Genomic DNA, 16,749 nt, shown 5'->3' on the forward strand with positions numbered 1-16,749 from the left:
TATCAGAACACGTCCCGCTGTAATTTCTTAGCTTTACGCGCTGCACGGTAATCGGCAAATTGAGGAGCCAGAGCCGTCAGCGCAGATCCCAACACTACCAAAGCTGCACCAATCCACGACCAGATATTAAGCACTTGCGCACTGATAAAATCTGGTAGCTGCCATGCAAGTAACTGGGCAAATAAAATAGTAAACAAAGGCGTCACAGCCAGCACTGCGCTAACTTTAGATGCTTCCCAATGATGCAAGGCTTCAGCAAAAGCGCCATACGCCACAACAGTATTCAGACAGCAGAAAACCAGTAACCCCCAGTGTAAAGCAGTCATCGTTTGCAAAGGCGAAAAGTCTGATACCGGTATAAAAGCAACAGTGCCGGCCACATAAAGCAGATACATAATTTGTTTTGAGCTGTAGTGCATAAGCAGCTGCTTTTGCGCCAGAGCATAGGCCGCCCATGTCACAGCTGCCGCAATCACCAACAGTACGCCCAGCGTTTCGCTACCGGCATATTGCAGCAGCTGCACTAATCGCTCGTTAAAAAACAGTAGTAAACCGGCAACCAAGCTAAAAGCTCCTACTTTTTGCCAAAGCAACAACTGCTCTTTGAATATCACCACACCACCTAACATCATCAGAAATGGCGCTAACTGTATAACAACCTGGCCAGTCTCTGCGCTAAGATAGTTAAGCCCACTCAGATACATGATGTAGTTGGATAACAAACCAAGCACAGCAATGATCATCAGGCTGCCAGCCTTTTTGCTGAGCAGTAAACGCAGTTTTGGCAGTTTTCCGCTTAGCCAAAGCCACAATCCAACCATCACAGCGGCTGCGAAAAAACGCACTGCGGTGATCGTATTTGCAGTCAATACATCCAGCAGCACCTTAAGTGCAATAGGAAGCATACCCCACAGGATTGCAGTCGTTAATGCCAGTGATAAACCAATCATGCTTTTACCGGTGATCTGATGCATGGAATTTCCAATCAATAAAGCGGAGTGCTGCCAGTGAAGTGCTATTTTACCTATTCACCGGGTGTTGTCTTTAGCTAACACCGCTTTCGCGACAAAGTAACCGCAGGTTGCGCTATATCAAAAGATACCAAGTGGTTAACCGCTATAGTTAAAGCGATTATGTATAAAGGAAAAATCATGATTAAACGCATCGGTATACTCACATCAGGCGGAGATGCACCCGGCATGAACGCTGCGATCAGAGCCGCGGTATTGACCGCAGCAGCCAATAACATTGATGTTATCGGCTTTCATCATGGCTTCAATGGTTTGCTGGATAATGAGTACCAGACCCTGCTACCGCAACATGTGCAACATATCATTCAGTACGGCGGTACTATTTTAAAAAGTGCCCGCTGCAAAGCACTGTACACGTCAGAGGGTGCAGCAAAAGCGGCTAAAGCATTGGAGGCGCTGCAGCTTGACGCTGTTATTATTATTGGCGGGGACGGCAGTTTTCGTGGAGCTTTGAGTATTGCCGAGCATTATAACGGACAAATTATCGGCGTTCCGGGCACCATCGACAACGATGTTGACGGTACAGACTATACCATTGGTTTTGCCACTGCCATTGATACCGCCTTAGACGCCATAGATAAGATACGTGATACCGCCGATGCCTTTGAACGTATTTTTCTGATTGAACTGATGGGCAGGCATTCGGGGTATATTACGTTGTCTGCAGGCATTGCCGCTGGCGCTGAGCAAATCATCTGTCCGGAGTTCGCCGCCATTAAACCCGATAATCTGAAAGATCTGATAATTCCGATACAGCATGCGCAATTGCTCAGGGGGAAAAGCAGTTACATTATCGTTGTGGCAGAAAACAGTTACCCTGCCGGTACCACGGCCTTAGCAGAAGCGCTAAGTGAAGCCTTAGGTATTGAATGCCGGGCCTGCATACTTGGTCATATTCAGCGTGGAGGTCGGCCCGTCGGAGCAGACCGAATATTGGCGACGAAGCTTGGTGCTTACGCCGTTGAGCAGCTTATTGCCGGCGCCCACCTTATGATGGCTGGTGAAGTTAACCAGCAACTGAGCTTATATCCGCTGGCCAAAACCGGAGACAAAACAAAACAGATAGATCCTTATTTAGTCCGCTGGCAACAATACATTGCCAGCGACTAATATGCGTTTATTGGTTGAATACCTGTTTAACGCGATCTTTATAGCTGCGACTGACTTTTACCGCCTGCCCATTTGTCAGCATTAACTGATGTTCGCCATTGGCAAGCATCTGCAGCTTGGCAATGGTTTGCACATTAACGATGGCAGAGCGATGCACACGGACAAACTGTCTGGGATCAAGCTCCTGTTCCAACTCTTTCATTGTGCGTCGTAAAATATGCGTCTGGCCATCACGGGTATGGATACACATATAGTCGCCAGCCGCATCGACCCATTCTATCGCCGTTACAGGCACTCGGGTGATCTCGCCGCTGTCTTTAATGCTGATCGCATCTGGAAACCGGTCATTAACAACCGGTTCGGCATTGTCCAGACGCTGCAAAATGTTACCGGTATCTTCTCCGGTCAGTTTGGCAACGGCTTCTGCTAACTGGCCTTTGTGCTTCTGTGTATCCTGGGCCTGATAAATCTTCAGTACTTTCTCTACTGCCTGGCGCAGTCTGATCGGCTCCACCGGCTTTAGCACATAGTCCAGCGCGTTTACTTCAAAAGCGCTGAATGCATAGTGATCATATGCCGTTACAAACACAACATAAGGCAGTGCGATATGCTTTTCCTGCAACTGTTTTAACACGGTAAAACCGTCCATACCCGGCATTTCAACGTCCAGAAAAACCAAATCCGGCGCTAATTCGCTGATACTGTCGATAGCCTGCTGCCCATTACTGCACTCTGCGACAACGTCTAGCTCAGGGAACTCCCGTAAACGCACCAACATTCCCTTACGGGCTAAAGGTTCATCATCAACTACTATTACCTTAAGCATGTTCCTGTTCCGTTTTTTCTAATTCTAGTGGGATTCTAATGTTTACTTTCAGCCCATGAGGCTGGTTATGTGTCAAAACCAACGCAAAATTATTGTCGTACAATGCCGATAAACGCTCTTTGGTATTAACCAGGCCTACCCCGCTATCACTGCTTTTAGGCAGACCATTTGTAATCGTCATGCCCGGGCCATTATCAGCAACTTCAAGCAGTAGATCATGGCCGAACTTTTTCGCTGTGATAGCAATTTCACCGCCGTTAATCTGGCTGGCAACCGCGTATTTAATGGCATTCTCTATCAACGGTTGCAGTATAAGGCTCGGCACCAGTGCTTTTTCTGTTCCGCTTTCCAGATCAAAAGCAACGGACAAACGCTCGGAAAAACGTACCTTCTCTATCTCAAGGTAGAGCCTGGCTGCATAAACTTCCTGTTCGAGCGCAACTTTATTGATAGGGTCTTTGTACAACGAATAGCGTAAAAAGTCACTAAGCCTGGTCACCATTTTATTAGCGGTGTCAGTTTCGTTGATTAAAACCAGCGTTGAGATAGCATTTAACGTATTAAACAAAAAATGTGGATTTAACTGATAACGCAGCATTTTTAGCTGTGCTTCGTGCGCTTTGTTGGTTGCAGTTAACGATTTCTGTTTTTCCTGCTGCAGCGTCTGATAATACTTAATACCAAAATACAAACCACTCCAGCTTAGTATCACATAAAACGCTACCGGCGTATCGCGGATATACTTCAGCCAATCATCGGGTCTCGCCCCATGGCGATAGATTTCCCAATAGTTGAAGTTACGCACTGCTGTCCAAATCGCTGCAACCAGAAATGCCAGCAATAGCACAGTGAGTATCATTCGCCAAGGCGTCCAGTGCCAGACTCTCTGATAGGCATACCGCAGCGGTATAGTAATCAGCCAGCCTATGTAGGAATCCAGCATGACAACAATCAAATAGGCATCGCGGGTTTCCTGCACCAAAGAGCCAAGATAGTTGACGATAGCGAAACCCAACCAGCCCAGTGTGTGCAGGATCCAAAACTGACGTGTACGATCTTCAAATAATTTATACAAAATGACAATCCGCAGAGCACCGGAGTAATGGTCCGATTATAACCAAACTGCCATAAAAACCATTGTTAACTGAGCTTATTTGCCTAAGCATTAATCGCATAACATCAGCCAAAACGGATTGAATAGCTTCAACCTTACCCCAGTACCGGTGTTGGTTTACGATCTGGCCCTAATGCCACGAAAGTAAAACTACCTGATATCGCTTTATGCTGGTCATCATTAAACATATTCTCAACAAAAATATCGACGACAACCCGGATACTGGTGCGCCCGACATGTTCTATCTTTGCGACCAGTTCAATAATACTGCCGGCCGGAATAGACTCTTTAAAATCTACCCTGTCTGAACAGACTGTCACCAGCGGCTTACGGCAAAAACGGGTCGCAGCGATGAAGGCCGCTTCGTCCATCCAGGCCAGTGCTTCACCGCCGAACAAGGTATTGTGATGGTTAGTTCTACCCGGAAATACCGTTTTAGTCACTCTGGTTACGGCATGTTCCATACGCTTAGCGATCTGGCTTTCATCATTCATTACTGTCTGTTCCTATAGTGCTCAGGCCGCGGATTCTATAAGAGCTGACTGTAAATGCAACACTCAGCTGAAAATAACTGTCGGTCTTCTTTAACGGCAAAGCATCGGGCCCAAAGAACGACCGCCGACCAAATGCAGGTGTATATGATAAACCTCCTGCCCGCCGTGAGCGTTACAATTCATAATTAGTCTGTAGCCCTTATCTGCTATACCATGCTCTGCCGCTAGCTTACGGGCAACAGTAAACAACCTGCCAAGTGCCGCCTCATGTTGTGGCTCTACATCATTTACTGTCGGAATAAGCTGGTTAGGTACCAGTAAAATATGCACAGGTGCTCTGGGTCTGATATCACGAAAGGCAGTTACCAGTTCATCCTGAAACAGAATATCGGCCTTAGCTTCCCGGCGGATAATTTGACTGAACACCGTTTCAACGGCCATATCGTTTTCCTTCAGATGATTTAACGGCATAATGGCCAGCTTAATACGCGTCAGAGAGTATTGCTATGAATTCTGTCAGATATCAGCTGGATATTATCGACATTGCCGCCCACCTTATTTCGGTGACGTTAAGTTTTGAGCCTACAGACGAGACACATCTGCTTACGTTACCGGCCTGGATACCAGGCAGCTATATGATAAGGGACTTTGCACGCAACATAGTCTCAATTGAAGCTTCAGACAGTTCTGGCTTATTGAACTTAGTGCAGCAGGATAAACAAAGCTGGCTACTTGGCTGCCAAAACAAACGCGTAACGGTAGTTTATCAGCTTTACGCCTATGACCTGTCAGTCAGAGCGGCCTATATTGACGACGAAGTTGCCATACTGAATCCTGCCTGTTTGTGCCTTGCAGTGAGCGGACAGCGTGAGTTAACCCACCAGCTGCAGGTGAACAAGCCACAGGCTGAGGCTGCGATAGATTGGCGGCTTGCTACCGGCTTGCATCGCAGTAGTGATACTGAATTTCTCGGTTTCGGCTGTTATACCGCACAAGGCTATCAGCTACTGATAGATGGCCCGTTATTATTAGGTCGTTTTGGCTGGCGCAGCTTTACTATCGCCGACGTTACGCATTATCTGGTTGTCACTGGCGATAATCAGACCGATTTGACTCGTTTTGCTGAAGACTTACAGCGGATCTGTCAGCAGCAGCTGGCTGTGTTCGGCGCTTTGCCAGACGATCTGAGCAGTTACTGGTTTCTGCTTTGGGTAACAGAAGACGGTTATGGCGGTCTGGAGCACCTGAATTCCACGTTACTGTTATGCAGCCGGTCTGATTTACCTGTTCCACATCTGCCAACCATTAGCGAAAGCTACCAAAATCTGCTGGCGCTTTGTAGTCACGAATACTTCCATACCTGGTGGGTAAAACGCTTAAAGCCTGCCGCTTTTCAGCAGTATGCACTATCTAATGAGCAATATACGCGGCAACTTTGGCTCTATGAGGGGTTTACGTCGTACTTTGATGACCTGGCATTAGTAAAATCTGGCCTGATTGACGACAAAACCTACGTTAAAACGCTGGAAAAGGTTATCTCCAGGGTTACACGTAACCCAAGTGATAATGTTCAAAGCCTTACAGATAGTAGCTTTAACGCCTGGACCAAGTTTTACAAGCAAGACGAAAACGCCGTCAATGCTATTGCCAGTTACTATGCTAAAGGCGCATTACTGGCGCTCTGTCTTGACGCGGCTTTGCGACAAAAAGATAGTACGCTGCAGCACGTCGTGTCCGGCTTGTGGCAGCGTTATTTAGCCAGTGGTACGCCTGATAATGCACTGATGCAGCTACTAACGGAATTTGGCTTTTCAGATCTTGCCGCCATTTGCCAGAGATGGCTCGACGATGCTGCCCCCTTACCGCTGGCCGAGCATTTGCCTGCACTGGGTCTTGAGCTGACGTTAAGACCAATGCAGCACGCCGACGACCTGGGTGGAGAAACAGACAACACCAACCAGCTGTTTATTGGGGCTCTGACTAAACAGCAACAGGGTTTATTGCAATTAAGCCATGTTTATCACAACGATGCAGCACATCAGGCTGGCTTAATGGTCGGTGATATACTGCTGGCACTGGACGGCCGCAGGATAACCAGTGCCAACTTTACACAGCTGCTACAGCGGTACACCAGTAACAGTACGGTGAAAATTGATTTTTTCCGCAAAGACCGTTTGCTGCAATGTAGTCTGACACTGCAGCGTTCAAAACGTGAAGTGGCAGTGTTGCGTATCAGCGATCCATCCTTATGCAGCAACTGGCTGGCTACTCAGCCATAACCAGCCCCGGCAGCAATGCCGGGTCAAGCCGCTCCTGATGCCAGTTAATACGCCAGTCCAGATGGGCACCGGTTACCCTGCCGCTGGCACCAACCTCAGCAATACGTTGTCCTTGCTGCACTGAATCGCCAACCGCAACATTAAACTTACTAAGGTGCATAAAGGTAGAGCTGATACCAAAGCCGTGATCAATAATAAGTGTGAGGCCTGAGTAATACAGATCTTCCGCCAGCAGCACGGTACCGCTTAATGGCGCGATTACCGGCGCTCCGACAGGCGCAGCGATATCCAAGCCGTAATGTGGATTACGCGGCTCACCGTTGAATACCCGTTGGCTACCATAGACTCCGGATACCCGTCCCACGGCCGGCATCTTTGGCGTATCGAAAATAAATGGTAAATCAGACTGTGTTTCTCTTGCCTTTCGCACTCTGGCATTATCCTGCCTGATACGCTCTGTTACCGCATCAGGCGGAGTAACATACTTTTGTGCCACGCCATTAACATGCTGAATATCATACTGACGCTTTTTGAAATGTAATGTTTTAACCTGCTGCTCAGCCCCAGCCTGCAACGTCAGTTTGTGCTCTTCCGGTGCATCACGGCCCACGCCAAATACAAACTGACCGTCTGAGCTGACAGGAAGTGGTTGGCCGTTAAAAAATACCTCGGTACCAGGAGCCGTCTGCCCCCGTATCAGGCTGCCCTGGCTAAAAGAGCCCTGCAACTGCACATCCGGCTGTGCAAGCAATGGATTACTGATACTAGCTAAAAGCGACAGCGCCTTTACCCACGCCTTCATAAGCAACAACCTTATACTGTTTGGTATTATCGAGCTGCTTCAGCTCAGCAGCGATATATTCAGCCAGACATTCAACTGTTGTGTCACAACTGATGATTTCACAATGCTTCTTAGGCATAGTAAGCTCAAACCAGCCCTGTGCGGCCTGATAATGAAAGTTATACCCGTCATTATCAGCTGTCAGATGCTGCAGCTGCTGTGGCTGACATAAATCTTCCGCCGTACCCAAATAAATGTCTTGCCAGCGCTCACACCAGTATTTGTTCAACCTGGGCGATAGCATATTGTCAGTGTATATCTGGATGGTAGAACGGTGGCCATGCGCGATACGCTGGCAATTGCCATCGTGTTTTTTCAGACCATGGCTGTAATGATAATAAAAACCAGAGCTTTGCTCAGCTCTTAGCGACAAAACCAGCTTCTCAACATTTGCCGGCAGTAAGGGCTTAATGCACTGCTGTAGATAGTCACTAACACTGTGCTCATCTATTTTTGCCGCAGGAATGGCTACCACAGCCTGCTCTGGTGCGGCCATCTGGATAACACCGCGCTGACTTTCGAAACGCAACACATGGGTCGAAGCTGAGATACCGGATTGCAAGGCTGCAGACTGTGCGGGTAGCGCTAACTTATGATCAACCAGTTGATCTATCGCCTTCTTGATGACCTTTTTAACGTTGCTAAAATCCAGCACCATAGAGACATCATCGAGATCTCCGTGTAACTCAACGTCAACGATATAACTTTCACCGAGCATGCCACGCTTTTCGCACAGGTAAGAAAAATCGATAACGGTTAAATCCCGAACAAACAAAATCATCAGCTGAACTCTTTTACCAAAACTGCCCGTATTATACCGTTGATTGGCGCATCACAACAGTAAACCGCAGCGGGATTCACCGTTTATGCTCGGTCAACCAACTGTTTAAAATACCCACCTGACCACATTTATGTGCGGCATACATCAGCCGAATAGCATTACTCAGTAAAGTGCTGTCGTTCCAGTCTGTTTTCTGCTGGATCTCTTCATAGCAGCTAAGCGCTTCGGGCGTCAGATACCCTCTTAGTTCCTTTTTACCGGATTGCTTTTGTTTGTCTCGATAACGCTGCTGTTTCTCTGCATTTGTCAGGGCTTTTCCAGTTGAATTCGTCATGCTGTCACTCTTTAGCAATAACCTTGTCATACCCTTCAGCCTGAAACAGGCTAGAAAGTAATTTGATGCTTCTCACAAATCGGACTTGTTTAGCGTACAAGTGTTCGCTAAAGTGGCCCGGCATTTTCACTGGATTAAACATACATGACTAAGAATAGCTTTACAAAAGAAGATTTGATTGCCTGCGGTGAAGGTAAACTGTTCGGCGAAGGAAATAGCCAGTTACCTTCTGATAATATGCTGATGATGGATCGCGTTATTCATATTTCTGAAGAAGGCGGTTTGTATGGCAAAGGGCAAATTATTGCTGAGCTGGATATTACACCGGATTTATGGTTTTTCGCCTGCCACTTCAAAGGCGATCCTGTGATGCCTGGCTGTCTTGGTTTAGATGCCATGTGGCAGCTTGTTGGTTTTTTCTTAGGTTGGTCTGGTGGTCCTGGCAAAGGCCGTGCTCTAGGCGTTGGTGAAGTCAAATTTACCGGGCAAATCCTACCGACCGCCAAAAAAGTTACTTATACCATCAATATGAAAAGAGTGATTAAGCGCAAGCTGTTCATGGGTATCGCAGATGGTGTGGTCAGTGTGGATGGCCGGGATATTTATGCAGCAACTGATTTGAAAGTTGGCCTGTTTCAGGATACATCCAGTTTCTAAATTCATAATACTGTTTTACAGAATGACAAAAGCCCCGTTGATTTATGATGCCGGGGCTTTTTTCATTCCTATTCAAAATAACGTTGATTACTGGCCTTTATTAAACAAACCTACACTGCGATCTTCAATCGCCTCGCGCCACCCTCCAAGCCATTGCGAGCGCGTATCTAAACTTTGATATGGGCAGATTTCTTTTGACCGTCCGGTTACACCGGCACGATAACCTTGAGCATGAGCACGTTCCAGACGATCACGTTTTTGTCTTTTCATACGGCAGTCTTCCTCAACTTTATGTGATAAAAATAACCGCAATATCGTTCGCGGTTACCTTTTTATTGATAGCTGACAGAGGATAAAGGTTCAATCTAAAACGAGTAGATTAATCGCTTGACAAAGCCTAACGATCTGAAGTTGTTTAAGATTTGATGACAAATTTATTTATATCTAATTACACTATAAAACTGGCTTCTTATAGCTCGCTAATGCAATAAGCTGATATGTAAAAATAAAGCTGCCGAAGCAGCTTTATTTCTATCTTTACAGACTTGCTGAACGTCGTCTACGCCACCAAAGTAGCGCAGCGCCCATCATCAAACTGCCGAGGCCTGTACTACCGCCGTTACGCTCATACTCTTGATCATTAGCTGCACAGTCTTCAGGTTCTCCGTTAGCAACAGGCTGCAGCTTTACAGTCGTAGTCACTTCTTCCATAACAGGATTGCCTTGCGTGTCGACTACGACATCACCCATAACATCCCGCGCTTCTCTGCTTACTATGGCGGTAGCAAGAACAACACCGTTATTATTAATGTCATTAGCTTCAACCACCGTGTACGGTGAATCACAGGCTATCAGCGTATTCAGATCTCTGAAATTATCGCTTTCGATATCATAGATAAAGCCATGCCGCCGCCGTGTGGTGGTACCGGCAATAATAACCTCTGCACTACCAACGACCTGATTACTATCGTTAATGGCATGCGGAACTGTTGTAGAACTTGAGAAAAACCCGGTAACAAAAGTTACCTTATCTGCCGGATAATCGTAATAAAATAATTTACTGCGATTAGCACTGTTAATCGTTTTAATAGCATAACCTACAGCAATATCATTATTGTTAATTGCCACAGCTCTGCTGTTTTGCCACTCGGTTGCGTCGACCATTGGCAATGCTTCCCCCTCAACAAACAAGGTCGCATGTTCTGTACGATAAATCTGGTCCGTCGTCACAGCCGCTCTGTCTGAGTCGCTGTATAAAGACACACCTACTGCCACACCCGAATTGTTTACATCAAATGCCTGACTAGAGTAGTTGATCGGTCTGATCCCCTCTTTATTGTGTGCAGCCTGGCTATTTTTATCACCCAAAAAGCCCAAAACCGTAGGCGCAGAGACTGAACTGCCATTTAGCTGCCACAATAACCCACGTTGGGTATAACCAAATGAATCCAGTTGTTGGTTATATGCGCCGGGAGACGTACTGCTACTCGTATGGTAATTGTAATAGCAGGTGTTTATCGGTTGATTAGCACCATCGCAGTTTTCTTCAATTGTTTCAATGGCTTCCTCGACTAAACCAATACTACCAAAGCCGGCGACTATACCATTGTCACTGATATTATTTGCTGCGCTTACGCCGCCACCATACTCGGTGTATGGCGGTGGCAGTGGAATGGCACTACCGGCTACAACCGCTGCAGCGCTTTGATAAGGCAAATCAGCCACCCAACGTTCTACCGTTTCAGGGTCTGGCGTATCTTCTGTCGCTTCAGGTGTAAAACTTTGGCGGGTAAAAGGGCTGGTCGCAGTACCAACGACTACTCCCGATATATTTATACCGTAAAAATACTCGCTATTGCCGCGAGTCAGCGAGCTATCAACCATCACCAGATTCTCAGGCTCAGCATTACCTGCCCGTAAATAACCAATTGAGTTGCCTATAGGCTGGTTGGTTGGGTTAATCCGCAGCAGAATATTCTGAATATCAGCGTCTATATTACCGTTTGAAATGTCTGCCAATTGCTCGTCAGTAAAAAATGCCTGCACATCTTCATTTTCAAAGTCTATTTCTTCCAGCCGGATCGGAAAATTGTAATACTCAAATACCGTTACCTGTGTACCTGTACCAATCGGTGTTTCCGTCACCTTAATCGCGCCGTTAAAAACAACATCGCCTGCATCATTTATTGCCGACGCATAAGTCGATTTCAACTCAGCTACTTCGCCAACTTCCACGACGTTATAAACAGCCGCTTGCACAGAACACAGACTTAACAGCGGCAGTATCGCCAGGCTGATGCGAGATAACTTCATTCGGGGCCCCTAAATTTTACTTCTTATGCGTCTAATTCTTCCCAGCGCGCGTACGCTTGCGCCAGCTTCGACTCGGTCTGTTGTAATTGGTTCAACGTAGCCTGGGTATACTCGGCATTTTGTTTAAAAAACTCTGCATTATTCACAGTTGTCTGCAAAGCTTCAAGCTCTGTTTCCAACTGCTCAATAAGCGCTGGCAGTTGTTCCAGTTCACGTTGTTCTTTGTATGATAACTTTTTGCTGCTATTGGCAACAGTTGCAGCGGGTGTTCGTTCTGTAATAGTTTGTTCGCTCTTTGTCACCTTTTGTGAAGGCGCAGCAATGGTTTGCTGGCGTTGCTGATACGCAATTACGTCATCATAACCGCCTGCAATTTCCACTATACGCCCCGCTCCGGCGAACAGCAGTGAACTGGTCACAGTATTATTAACAAACTCGCGGTCGTGGCTGACCAGCAGCACTGTGCCTTGATATTGCTGAAGAATATCTTCCAGCAGCTCCAGTGTTTCAACGTCCAAATCATTGGTTGGTTCATCGAGGATCAGTAAGTTACTGGGTCTGGCAAACAACTTTGCCAGTAATAAACGGTTTTTTTCGCCGCCTGACAACGCTTTTACCGGGGTGCGGGCACGTGCCGGTGGAAATAAAAAGTCCTGCAGATAGCTAAGCACATGCCGTGTTTTGCCGTTCTGGGTAATTTCCTGCTTACCTTCAGCAACGTTGTCTTGCACGGTAGACTCTAAATCCAGTGCCATCCTGTGCTGATCAAAATATGCCACGTCCAGATTAGTACCGCGCTTAATGTCACCACTCTGTTGCTTGTAATCGCCGAGTAACAGCTTAATCAACGTTGATTTACCGACACCGTTAGGGCCTACCAGCGCAACTCTGTCACCACGCATCACCAGTAAATCCAGCTTGTCGATAATAGTTTTACCATCAAAACTGCAACTGACAGCCTTAGTTTCAAACACCAGCTTACCGGAACGATCGGACTGTTCGATATTAAAATCAACCTTACCTAAGGTCTCAACACGCTCGGCACGTTCACGCCTTAGCGCCTTTAGCGCTCTTACTCTACCTTCATTGCGGGTACGCCGGGCTTTAATGCCCTGCCGGATCCAGACTTCTTCTTCTGCCAGCTTTTTATCAAACAGTGCATTATGCTGCTGCTCGTCTTCAAGCATTTTTTGTTTACGGTCAAGATATTCCTGATAGTTACCGGGGTGTGATGTTAGCTGACCGCGGTCTAAATCAATAATACGGCTGGCCAGTGCACGGATAAACGCCCTGTCGTGCGAGATAAAAATAATGGCGCCAGAAAAATTCAGTAAAAACTGCTCCAGCCACTGAATAGCCGCAACATCCAGGTGGTTAGTCGGTTCATCCAGCAACAGAATGTCGGGTTTCGCTATCAAGGCCCTTGCCAGCGCCGCTTTACGCAGCCACCCGCCTGACAATGTCGCTAAACTGGCATCCGGGTTCATCTCAAATTGTTGGCACAAATCGATAACACGGGCTTCCAACCCCCAACCGTCGCGGGTATCCATCTCGGCTTGCAGTTGTTCAAATAATCGGTAGTCTGCATCACTGGCACCGTCTAAATTCTCTGATAACGTATAAAACTGCTGCAACTTGTCAGCTAAATCACCAGCGCCTTCACGAATAAAATCTGCAATTTTCACGTCCATTTTTGCCGGAGGGTCTTGCTCTAAACGACTGATTATCACACCGGTATTGACGACAATTTGGCCGTCATCCAGATTCTGCTGACCAGTCAGCAATTTTAAAAATGAAGACTTGCCCGCACCGTTTCGGCCGACCAAACACACTCTCTCGCCACTAAATAAACTGAAATCAACATGATCTAAAATGGGATGAGTGCCGAATGCCAGACAGGCCTGTTGAAAACGTAATAATTCCACTACCTAATATCCTTTAACCAGGTTGTAAGCTGTGCCGCATCAAACGGCCAGCACAATTCTTTCTCGCCAAAGCTCAGCACAGGTATCGACACACGGAAGCGGGTAAATGCCTGCTCATCATCAACGATGTCCACTACCCTGTACTTCTGAATTGTTGTCACGTGCTTTAATAGCTGTTCCGCTTCGTCGCATAAATGACAGCCCCAAGTACTATATAAAATCAGCTCTGGCTGCATACTAGCGCGTCAGCTCAAAACAGACATGAATATGCACGTTGCGCTTAAAATCTTCCGGCAGAGTCGCTGCCGAGATATCTTTTACCTGCCAGCCAGCATCATTAAGTGCTTGCATATCAATTTTAAACCGACGTTTATTATTGGAGAATATTACCTTGCCACCCGGTGCCAGGCGTGGCGTTAGTAAGTTAAGCAATTTCACATGATCGCGCTGCACATCCCAACTGTCCTGCATCCGTTTCGAGTTTGAAAACGTCGGCGGGTCGACAAAAATCAAATCAAACTGATTGCGACAACGGCTTAGCCACTGCAAACAGTCGGCCTGTTCAAACTGATATTGTTTGCCTTGCAAGCCATTCACTGTGAAATTACGCTTCGCCCAATCAAGGTAGGTATTGGACATATCAACCGTCGTCACACTACTTGCACCACCAATAGCAGCGTGTACAGACGCACTGCCGGTATAGGCAAACAGGTTTAAAACGCTTTTGCCGCTGGCTTGCTGCTGGATCAGACGGCGGGTGATGCGATGATCTAAAAACAAACCGGTATCTAAATAGTCGCGCAGGTTTACCAGAAACTTAGCACCGTACTCACTGACTTCTTTATACTGACCAGCCTTATTCAGCGCCTGATACTGCGATGTGCCTTTTTGTTTCTCTCGCACCTTAAGTATCATCTTGTCCGAACTGATACCAAGCACTTGCGGTACCTGATTTACCACATCAAATAAGCGTTTTTGCGATACCTGTTCATCCACCGTACCTGGCGCCGCATATTCGTGTACCACTACTTCGCCATCGTACCAGTCTACCGCGACGTTATATTCCGGAATATCCGCATCATATAGCCGATAGCAGCTTAAACCTTCTTTATTGGCCCACTTTTGCAGTTGTTTCAGGTTTTTCGCTAAACGGTTACCAAAGGAGCTACTTTCGCTGAAAAACAGCGCTGGCGCATCTGAACTTACGGCGACTTGCTTGTCAGTCAGATCAAACAATGTAAAGTCGCAATCTAGCGGACCGTTAGTGAATTTATAGCTTTTGGTTTTTGATAAGCGTAGAGCCCTGAGCAGGTCGGTATTAGAGGTAATAATAGCTAAACGCCAGCCAGCATAGTGTCGCTTAAGTGCCAGTGAAAACTTGCTGTAAAGCGGAATTAACGAGGGCAAATCGCCCAAACGCTCACCATATGGCGGATTGGTGACGATCACACCAGGCTGTGCCGATACTGCCATGCTCAAAGCTGTCGCATCCTGATGGCTAAACTGCACCATCGCTGAAATACCTGCTTGCTGAGCATTGTGCCGCGCTTTGGTCAGGCTGCGCTCATCAGTATCCGAACCCCAGAATTTAACCTCTTTTGCCACGGGCTTAGCTGCCGCTTTAGCTTCGGTGCGAAGTTGCTGCCATATAGCTTCGCGGTGACCAGGCCAGCCTTCAAAGGCAAATTTCTCACGGCTGAGCCCCGGAGCCCGGTTCAGCGCTATCAATGCAGCTTCGATCACTAAGGTGCCACTGCCACAAAACGGGTCAAAAAACGGCTGCTCTGGCTGCCAGCCTGAGCGTTTGATTAACGCCGCTGCCAAATGCTCTTTCAACGGCGCATCGCCCTGGCCAGCGCGATAACCACGCTGATGCAGCGACGGGCCAGAGAAATCCTGTAAAAAATGAAAATGTGCTTTATCTAACCGCACCTGAAAGCGCACATCCGGGTTCATGCGGTCAACATCTGGGCGATTGCCGGTTTCTTCGCGGAATTGATCGACTATCGCATCTTTTAAACGAATGGCGCCAAACTGGGTATTATCAATTTTCGGATGCTTGCCAACGCACTCTACCGCCAGCGTATTACGCAGGGCCATATGCTGTAACCAGTCAATTTTACCTGCCACCTGATACAAGTCGCTATCAGCCGTAACCGGCTCAGACTGAATAAGGCGCAAGACACGGGTAGCCAGACGCGACCATAAACACAGCATATAGGCGCTGCGTAAATCGGCACTAAACCGCACCACGCCCATCGTCACTTTAATGACGTCTCCACCATGCTGACGAATTTCATCCGCCAGCAACTCTTCTACCCCTTTAGACGTTAACGCCCAGAATTGCAGCATTGCATTACACCCGAAACAAAAATGGCGCACAGTATAGCAGAACCACTGCTTTATCAGGTGTGCTTTTTTCTTGCCACCATAATGCCGCTTAAAACCGCACTTTGCTTAAGAAAGCGGCAGTTAACTGCTTTAAGTAAAATAAAACTGAGTAAGGGCTTGCATGGCTAAAGTAAAAACACTAAGATGCGCCCCGCAATGACGGACGCGGGATGGAGCAGCCTGGTAGCTCGTCGGGCTCATAACCCGAAGGTCGTCGGTTCAAATCCGGCTCCCGCAACCAACTTTTAGTTGAACGGCATTGCAAATCAACATATTACAACCACTGCTCAGTTGTAATATCACGGACGCGGGATGGAGCAGCCTGGTAGCTCGTCGGGCTCATAACCCGAAGGTCGTCGGTTCAAATCCGGCTCCCGCAACCAACATCTAAGCCAGCATTAAGCTGGTTTTTTTGTGCCTGAAATTCAACTACCCGAAGGTCGTCGGTTCACTCTTCATAAAGATCAGGGCTCCCGTAACCAGCATCTAAGCCAGCATTAAGCTGGTTTTTTTGTGCCTGAAATTCAACTACCCGAAGGTCGTCGGTTCGCTCTTCATAAAGATCAGGGCTCCCGTAACCAACTTAAAGGCCGGCTTAAAAGGCAGTTTTTTTGTATCTGAAATACTCCCCCTGTACACTGACAGTCTTTTGT

General features: G+C 47.2%; 16 protein-coding genes and 2 tRNA genes. 5 read left to right on the plus strand and 13 right to left on the minus strand.

Annotated elements, in window-relative coordinates; translation table 11 throughout:
* Nucleotides 1–2 precede the first annotated feature (2 nt).
* A complete protein-coding gene (locus tag LHL18_RS01420; protein WP_134054699.1) occupies nucleotides 3–974 on the minus strand; it encodes a DMT family transporter in 972 nt (323 codons plus the stop codon).
* A 177-nt stretch (nucleotides 975–1,151) separates the two neighbouring features.
* Between LHL18_RS01420 and LHL18_RS01425 the strand changes: the two genes are divergently transcribed.
* Complete coding sequence (locus LHL18_RS01425; RefSeq protein WP_226765474.1) at nucleotides 1,152–2,141, plus strand: ATP-dependent 6-phosphofructokinase; 990 nt, start codon at nucleotides 1,152–1,154, stop codon at nucleotides 2,139–2,141.
* A 7-nt stretch (nucleotides 2,142–2,148) separates the two neighbouring features.
* Here the strand turns inward: LHL18_RS01425 and LHL18_RS01430 are convergent, their stop codons facing one another.
* The 4 genes from LHL18_RS01430 to LHL18_RS01445 all read right to left on the minus strand — a co-directional run bounded on the left by LHL18_RS01430 (nucleotide 2,149) and on the right by LHL18_RS01445 (nucleotide 5,046).
* Nucleotides 2,149–2,967 (minus strand): LytR/AlgR family response regulator transcription factor, encoded by an 819-nt coding sequence (locus LHL18_RS01430; protein ID WP_134054695.1) that lies wholly within the window; start codon nucleotides 2,965–2,967, stop codon nucleotides 2,149–2,151.
* Nucleotides 2,960–4,042, minus strand: a complete 1,083-nt coding sequence (locus tag LHL18_RS01435) for a sensor histidine kinase (RefSeq protein ID WP_134054693.1) — start codon at nucleotides 4,040–4,042, stop codon at nucleotides 2,960–2,962. The genes LHL18_RS01430 and LHL18_RS01435 overlap by 8 nt, the downstream gene beginning before the upstream one ends.
* A 134-nt stretch (nucleotides 4,043–4,176) precedes the next feature.
* Nucleotides 4,177–4,575: an acyl-CoA thioesterase gene (locus tag LHL18_RS01440; protein WP_226765475.1), complete on the minus strand. Its 399-nt coding sequence runs from the start codon at nucleotides 4,573–4,575 to the stop codon at nucleotides 4,177–4,179.
* Nucleotides 4,576–4,665: 90 nt separating this feature from the next.
* Nucleotides 4,666–5,046: an HIT domain-containing protein gene (locus LHL18_RS01445; RefSeq protein WP_425542610.1), complete on the minus strand. Its 381-nt coding sequence runs from the start codon at nucleotides 5,044–5,046 to the stop codon at nucleotides 4,666–4,668.
* 35 nt (nucleotides 5,047–5,081) lie between these two features.
* Here LHL18_RS01445 and LHL18_RS01450 point away from each other — a divergent pair, with 35 nt between their 5' ends.
* Nucleotides 5,082–6,854, plus strand: a complete 1,773-nt coding sequence (locus tag LHL18_RS01450) for a M61 family metallopeptidase (RefSeq protein ID WP_226765476.1) — start codon at nucleotides 5,082–5,084, stop codon at nucleotides 6,852–6,854.
* Here LHL18_RS01450 and LHL18_RS01455 read toward each other — a convergent pair.
* The 3 genes from LHL18_RS01455 to LHL18_RS01465 form a co-directional block, all read right to left on the minus strand.
* On the minus strand, nucleotides 6,841–7,656 hold the full coding sequence (locus LHL18_RS01455; RefSeq protein WP_226765477.1) for a M23 family metallopeptidase: 816 nt from the start codon (nucleotides 7,654–7,656) through the stop codon (nucleotides 6,841–6,843). The two genes, LHL18_RS01450 and LHL18_RS01455, sit on opposite strands and share 14 nt — an antisense overlap.
* A complete protein-coding gene (locus LHL18_RS01460; RefSeq protein WP_226765478.1) occupies nucleotides 7,619–8,476 on the minus strand; it encodes a 6-carboxytetrahydropterin synthase in 858 nt (285 codons plus the stop codon). Before LHL18_RS01460 ends, LHL18_RS01455 begins: the two co-directional genes overlap by 38 nt.
* Nucleotides 8,477–8,552: 76 nt before the next feature.
* A complete protein-coding gene (locus tag LHL18_RS01465; RefSeq protein WP_134054681.1) occupies nucleotides 8,553–8,810 on the minus strand; it encodes a hypothetical protein in 258 nt (85 codons plus the stop codon).
* A gap of 144 nt (nucleotides 8,811–8,954) precedes the next feature.
* On the opposite strand from LHL18_RS01465, the gene fabA reads away from it, so the two are divergent.
* The gene (gene fabA / locus LHL18_RS01470) at nucleotides 8,955–9,467 is read left to right on the plus strand and encodes a bifunctional 3-hydroxydecanoyl-ACP dehydratase/trans-2-decenoyl-ACP isomerase (RefSeq protein ID WP_134054679.1); all 513 of its coding nucleotides are present in this window, start codon (nucleotides 8,955–8,957) and stop codon (nucleotides 9,465–9,467) included.
* An 87-nt stretch (nucleotides 9,468–9,554) separates the two neighbouring features.
* Here fabA and rmf read toward each other — a convergent pair whose 3' ends face one another.
* From rmf to rlmKL, 5 genes are all read right to left on the minus strand, one after another.
* Nucleotides 9,555–9,737, minus strand: a complete 183-nt coding sequence (gene rmf / locus LHL18_RS01475; RefSeq protein WP_008221477.1) for a ribosome modulation factor — start codon at nucleotides 9,735–9,737, stop codon at nucleotides 9,555–9,557.
* A gap of 267 nt (nucleotides 9,738–10,004) precedes the next feature.
* Nucleotides 10,005–11,780, minus strand: a complete 1,776-nt coding sequence (locus LHL18_RS01480) for a DUF3466 family protein (RefSeq protein ID WP_226765479.1) — start codon at nucleotides 11,778–11,780, stop codon at nucleotides 10,005–10,007.
* A gap of 23 nt (nucleotides 11,781–11,803) precedes the next feature.
* Entirely contained in the window at nucleotides 11,804–13,705 is a 1,902-nt protein-coding gene (gene uup / locus LHL18_RS01485) for an ATP-binding cassette ATPase Uup (protein ID WP_134054676.1), read from the minus strand.
* Nucleotides 13,705–13,941 (minus strand): glutaredoxin family protein, encoded by a 237-nt coding sequence (locus LHL18_RS01490; RefSeq protein ID WP_226765480.1) that lies wholly within the window; start codon nucleotides 13,939–13,941, stop codon nucleotides 13,705–13,707. The genes uup and LHL18_RS01490 overlap by 1 nt, the downstream gene beginning before the upstream one ends.
* 1 nt (nucleotide 13,942) lies before the next feature.
* Nucleotides 13,943–16,057 carry a bifunctional 23S rRNA (guanine(2069)-N(7))-methyltransferase RlmK/23S rRNA (guanine(2445)-N(2))-methyltransferase RlmL gene (gene rlmKL / locus LHL18_RS01495; RefSeq protein ID WP_226765481.1) on the minus strand — a complete coding sequence of 705 codons (2,115 nt, stop codon included), beginning with the start codon at nucleotides 16,055–16,057 and terminating at the stop codon, nucleotides 13,943–13,945.
* Between the two features lie 203 nt (nucleotides 16,058–16,260).
* Between rlmKL and LHL18_RS01500 the strand changes: the two genes are divergently transcribed.
* Nucleotides 16,261–16,337 (plus strand) — tRNA-Met (locus tag LHL18_RS01500).
* Nucleotides 16,338–16,402: 65 nt separating this feature from the next.
* Nucleotides 16,403–16,479, plus strand: a tRNA-Met gene (locus LHL18_RS01505).
* Nucleotides 16,480–16,749: the final 270 nt, after the last annotated feature.

Source organism: Rheinheimera aquimaris (assembly GCF_020531985.1).
In the GTDB taxonomy this organism is placed as follows: domain Bacteria; phylum Pseudomonadota; class Gammaproteobacteria; order Enterobacterales; family Alteromonadaceae; genus Alishewanella; species Alishewanella aquimaris.

Excerpts from the sequence above, each read along its gene's own strand:
- rmf (WP_008221477.1), bottom strand. The coding sequence starts at position 9,737 with ATGAAAAGACAAAAACGTGATCGTCTGGAACGTGCTCATGCTCAAGGT.
- rlmKL (WP_226765481.1), bottom strand. The coding sequence starts at position 16,057 with ATGCTGCAATTCTGGGCGTTAACGTCTAAAGGGGTAGAAGAGTTGCTG.
- LHL18_RS01445 (WP_425542610.1), bottom strand. The coding sequence starts at position 5,046 with ATGCCGTTAAATCATCTGAAGGAAAACGATATGGCCGTTGAAACGGTG.
- LHL18_RS01490 (WP_226765480.1), bottom strand. The coding sequence starts at position 13,941 with ATGCAGCCAGAGCTGATTTTATATAGTACTTGGGGCTGTCATTTATGC.
- LHL18_RS01420 (WP_134054699.1), bottom strand. The coding sequence starts at position 974 with ATGCATCAGATCACCGGTAAAAGCATGATTGGTTTATCACTGGCATTA.
- LHL18_RS01460 (WP_226765478.1), bottom strand. The coding sequence starts at position 8,476 with ATGATTTTGTTTGTTCGGGATTTAACCGTTATCGATTTTTCTTACCTG.
- LHL18_RS01480 (WP_226765479.1), bottom strand. The coding sequence starts at position 11,780 with ATGAAGTTATCTCGCATCAGCCTGGCGATACTGCCGCTGTTAAGTCTG.
- LHL18_RS01440 (WP_226765475.1), bottom strand. The coding sequence starts at position 4,575 with ATGAATGATGAAAGCCAGATCGCTAAGCGTATGGAACATGCCGTAACC.
- LHL18_RS01430 (WP_134054695.1), bottom strand. The coding sequence starts at position 2,967 with ATGCTTAAGGTAATAGTAGTTGATGATGAACCTTTAGCCCGTAAGGGA.
- LHL18_RS01450 (WP_226765476.1), top strand. The coding sequence starts at position 5,082 with ATGAATTCTGTCAGATATCAGCTGGATATTATCGACATTGCCGCCCAC.
- LHL18_RS01455 (WP_226765477.1), bottom strand. The coding sequence starts at position 7,656 with ATGAAGGCGTGGGTAAAGGCGCTGTCGCTTTTAGCTAGTATCAGTAAT.
- LHL18_RS01465 (WP_134054681.1), bottom strand. The coding sequence starts at position 8,810 with ATGACGAATTCAACTGGAAAAGCCCTGACAAATGCAGAGAAACAGCAG.
- LHL18_RS01425 (WP_226765474.1), top strand. The coding sequence starts at position 1,152 with ATGATTAAACGCATCGGTATACTCACATCAGGCGGAGATGCACCCGGC.
- fabA (WP_134054679.1), top strand. The coding sequence starts at position 8,955 with ATGACTAAGAATAGCTTTACAAAAGAAGATTTGATTGCCTGCGGTGAA.